Origin of the sequence: Stenotrophomonas sp. 3diitr2024, from assembly GCF_042136455.1 — a bacterium.
GTDB classification, from domain to species: domain Bacteria; phylum Pseudomonadota; class Gammaproteobacteria; order Xanthomonadales; family Xanthomonadaceae; genus Stenotrophomonas; species Stenotrophomonas sepilia.
On record NZ_JBHHMJ010000798.1, the window covers coordinates 1 to 3113 of the forward strand.

The 3113-nt window shown below is 67.7% G+C and carries 3 protein-coding genes; all 3 read right to left on the bottom strand.

All coding sequences use genetic code 11. From position 1 onward, the window contains the following. Positions 1-56: 56 nt before the first annotated feature. Positions 57-1466, bottom strand: coding sequence for a multidrug transporter subunit MdtD (gene mdtD, locus ABGA94_RS21330; protein ID WP_005418383.1), 1410 nt, complete (start codon positions 1464-1466; stop codon positions 57-59). A gap of 92 nt (positions 1467-1558) precedes the next feature. Next, the gene (hemE, locus tag ABGA94_RS21335; protein ID WP_329888607.1) at positions 1559-2641 is read right to left on the bottom strand and encodes a uroporphyrinogen decarboxylase; all 1083 of its coding nucleotides are present in this window, start codon (positions 2639-2641) and stop codon (positions 1559-1561) included. A 25-nt stretch (positions 2642-2666) separates the two neighbouring features. Beyond that, complete coding sequence (locus ABGA94_RS21340) at positions 2667-2906, bottom strand: WGR domain-containing protein (RefSeq protein ID WP_053498927.1); 240 nt, start codon at positions 2904-2906, stop codon at positions 2667-2669. Positions 2907-3113: the final 207 nt, after the last annotated feature.

A 3113-nucleotide genomic window follows, 5' to 3' on the forward strand; every position in this document is an offset into this window, starting at 1 on the left:
GTTGCTGTTGCTTCGGTCTCTGCGGGGGCAGGGCCGCAGGCCCTGCCGAACCACCCTCACTCCGCGACGTGCTCGACCTGCCGCGGTTCGGGCTTGGTGTCAGGCAGCTGCCAGAAGATCATCGTCGAGGTCAGGGTGATCGCGCCCACGCACAGGAATGTGGCATGCAGCGCGGCGGTCGCGCTGTTGCTGTCCAGGTGATTGCCGAACGCGGCCAGCAGGCTGCCGGCCGCCGCAGCGCCGAAACCGGCGGCCAGCATCATCACCATCGACAGCAGGCTGTTGCCGGAACTGGCGAATTCGCGGTCAAGGTCGCGCAGCGTCACGGTGTTCATCACGGTGAACTGCAGTGAATTGACCGCGCCGAAGAACGCAAGCTGCACCAGGCGCCAGGCCAGGTGCTGGCCAGGTGTCATCAGGATGAAGCTGGCCATTGCCAGCCCCACCAGCACGGTGTTGGTCATCAGCACGCGGCGGTAGCCGTAACGTTCGACCAGCTTCACTGCCAGTTTCTTCGACACCATGCCAGCCGCCGCTACGGGCACCATCATCAGGCCGGCGTTCATCGGGCCGAGGCCGAGGCCGACCTGCAGCAGCAGCGGGATCAGCATCGGCATGGCACTGCTGCCGATGCGCGAGAACAGGTTGCCGAGGATGCCGATGCGGTAGCTGGGTACGCGGAACAGGGCCAGCGAGAACAAGGGTGCGGTGGAATTGGCGGCATGCAGCCAGTAGCCCACCAGCGCAGCCAGGCCCGCGACCGTCATCAGCATCACCAGCGCGTGTGGGGTGCCGAGTCCGGAGATGCCGTCCAAGGCCAGCGACAGCACCACCATCGCAAAGGCCAGCATGATGTAGCCGCGCAGGTCGAAACGGGTGCGATGGCTGGCGTAATGGTCGGGCATGATCTTCATCGCGGCGATGAAACCGATCACGCCGATCGGCAGGTTGATCAGGAACACCCAGTGCCATGAGGCGATCTCGACCAGCCAGCCGCCCAGCGTCGGGCCGATCAGCGGGCCGACCAGCGCGGGGATGGCGATGAAGCTCATCGCGCGCAGGAAATCCTCGCGCGGCACCGAGCGCATCACCGCCAGCCGACCGACCGGCAGCAGCATCGCACCGCCGATGCCCTGCAGCACGCGCGCGCCGACCAGCTGGTGCAGGTGCTGGGCCAACGCGCAGGCCAGCGAGCCGAGGGTGAACAGGATGATCGCCACCAGGAAGGTGCGCCGGGTGCCATAGCGGTCGGCGATCCAGCCCGAGGCGGGAATGAAGGTGGCGACCGCCAGCGCATAGCTGAACACCACCGACTGCATCTGCAGCGGGCTCTCGCCCAGGCTGGCGGCCATCGCCGGCAACGCCGTGTTGACGATGGTCGAGTCCAGCATCTGCATGAAGATCGCCAGGGACACCAGCCACAGCAGGGGACGCTGGCGGTTGTAGGTCGATGGCGATGTGGACATGGGGTGTGGCCGGTGCAGCGTGGGGGCCGCCATGATCGCGCACTGCGGGTCACGGCGCGATCAACATCGCGCCGTGATGGCATGCGGAATGCTTAGCGTTGGCTGTGCGCGTGCACCGCGTCGACCAGGACCTGCACGTGCGCCGGGTCCATGTCCGGCGACATGCCGTGGCCGAGGTTGAACACATGGCCTTCGCGCGAGCCGCCGTTGCCGGCGGCATAGGTGTCGAGCACGCGCGCTGCGGCCGTGGCGATCGCATCCGGCGAGGCGTACAGCGTGGTCGGGTCGAGGTTGCCCTGCAGCGCGACGCGACCACCGGTGCGGCGCATTGCTTCGTCCAGGTCCAGCGTCCAGTCCAGGCCAAGTGCATCGGCGCCGGTCTGCGACAGTGCTTCCAGGTGCAGGCCGGTGCCCTTGCCGAACAGGATCAGCGGCGTGCGCTCGCTGCCTTCGCCGCGATCCAGGCCCTGTGCAATCCGCTGCAGGTAACGCAGCGAGAACTCGCGGTACATCGCCGGGGACAGCACGCCACCCCAGGTGTCGAACACCTGCAGCGCCTGCGCACCGGCCGCGCGTTGCGCACCGAGGTAGGCGATCACCGCTTCGGTGGTGACCTCCAGCAGGCGGTGCAGCGCCTGCGGATGGTTCAGCGCCATCGCCTTGATGCGTGCGAAATCCTTGCTGCCGCCGCCTTCCACCATGTAGCAGGCCAGCGTCCAGGGGCTGCCGGAGAAGCCGATCAGCGGCACCTGGCCGTCCAGCTCGCGGCGGATCAGGCGTACCGCATCCATCACGTAGCCCAGGTCCTGCTCCATGTCCGGCACCGCCAGCTTGGCGATGGCCGCTTCATCACGCACCGGATGGCGGAACTTCGGGCCTTCGCCTTCGACGAAGTACAGCTCCAGGCCCATCGCATCGGGAATGGTGAGGATGTCCGAGAACAGGATGGCTGCGTCCAGGGGGAACCGGCGCAGCGGCTGCAGGGTGACTTCGCAGGCGATCTCCGGGGTCTTGGCCATGGCCAGGAAGCTACCGGCCTTGGCCCGGGTCGCGCGGTATTCCGGCAGGTAGCGGCCGGCCTGGCGCATCAGCCAGACGGGGGTGCAGTCCACCGGTTCGCGGCGCAGGGCGCGCAGCAGGCGATCGTTGCGGAGAGAGCTGGTCACGATGGGCATTCCTTGGACGGGAGGAGCAGCGGCGTCAGTCGCCGTGCGAAAGGATCTGGAAGCCGCGATGCAGTTCGGCATCGCGGGCCTTCTCGAAGGCGTGGCGGGCGTCGTCGGCCTGCAGGAACAGCTCGCGCCGCAGCTGCGAGCGGCTGCCGACGCGGCCGCTCTCGCGCAGCAGCTCCCAGCCGCCGAACAGGTCCGGCTGCAGGCTCAGGCGCAGGAAACGTGGTGCCTGCGCACCGGCGTCGGGATGTTGCAGGTAGACGTGCATGGCACCGATTGTAGCGGGGCAGGGGTGACCCCTGCCGCAACGTGGTAGTGCCGGCCGCTGGCTGGCAACCTCGACGCACCAGGGTTTCACCCGGCCAGGCAAAGTAGGGTAGAATGCCCACCCCGCCGAAAGGCTGGGGCAGTGCAATGGGCCGTTAGCTCAGACCGACTCGAAGCGGTTCGCAGCCACGTTCTTGCGCACGTGCTG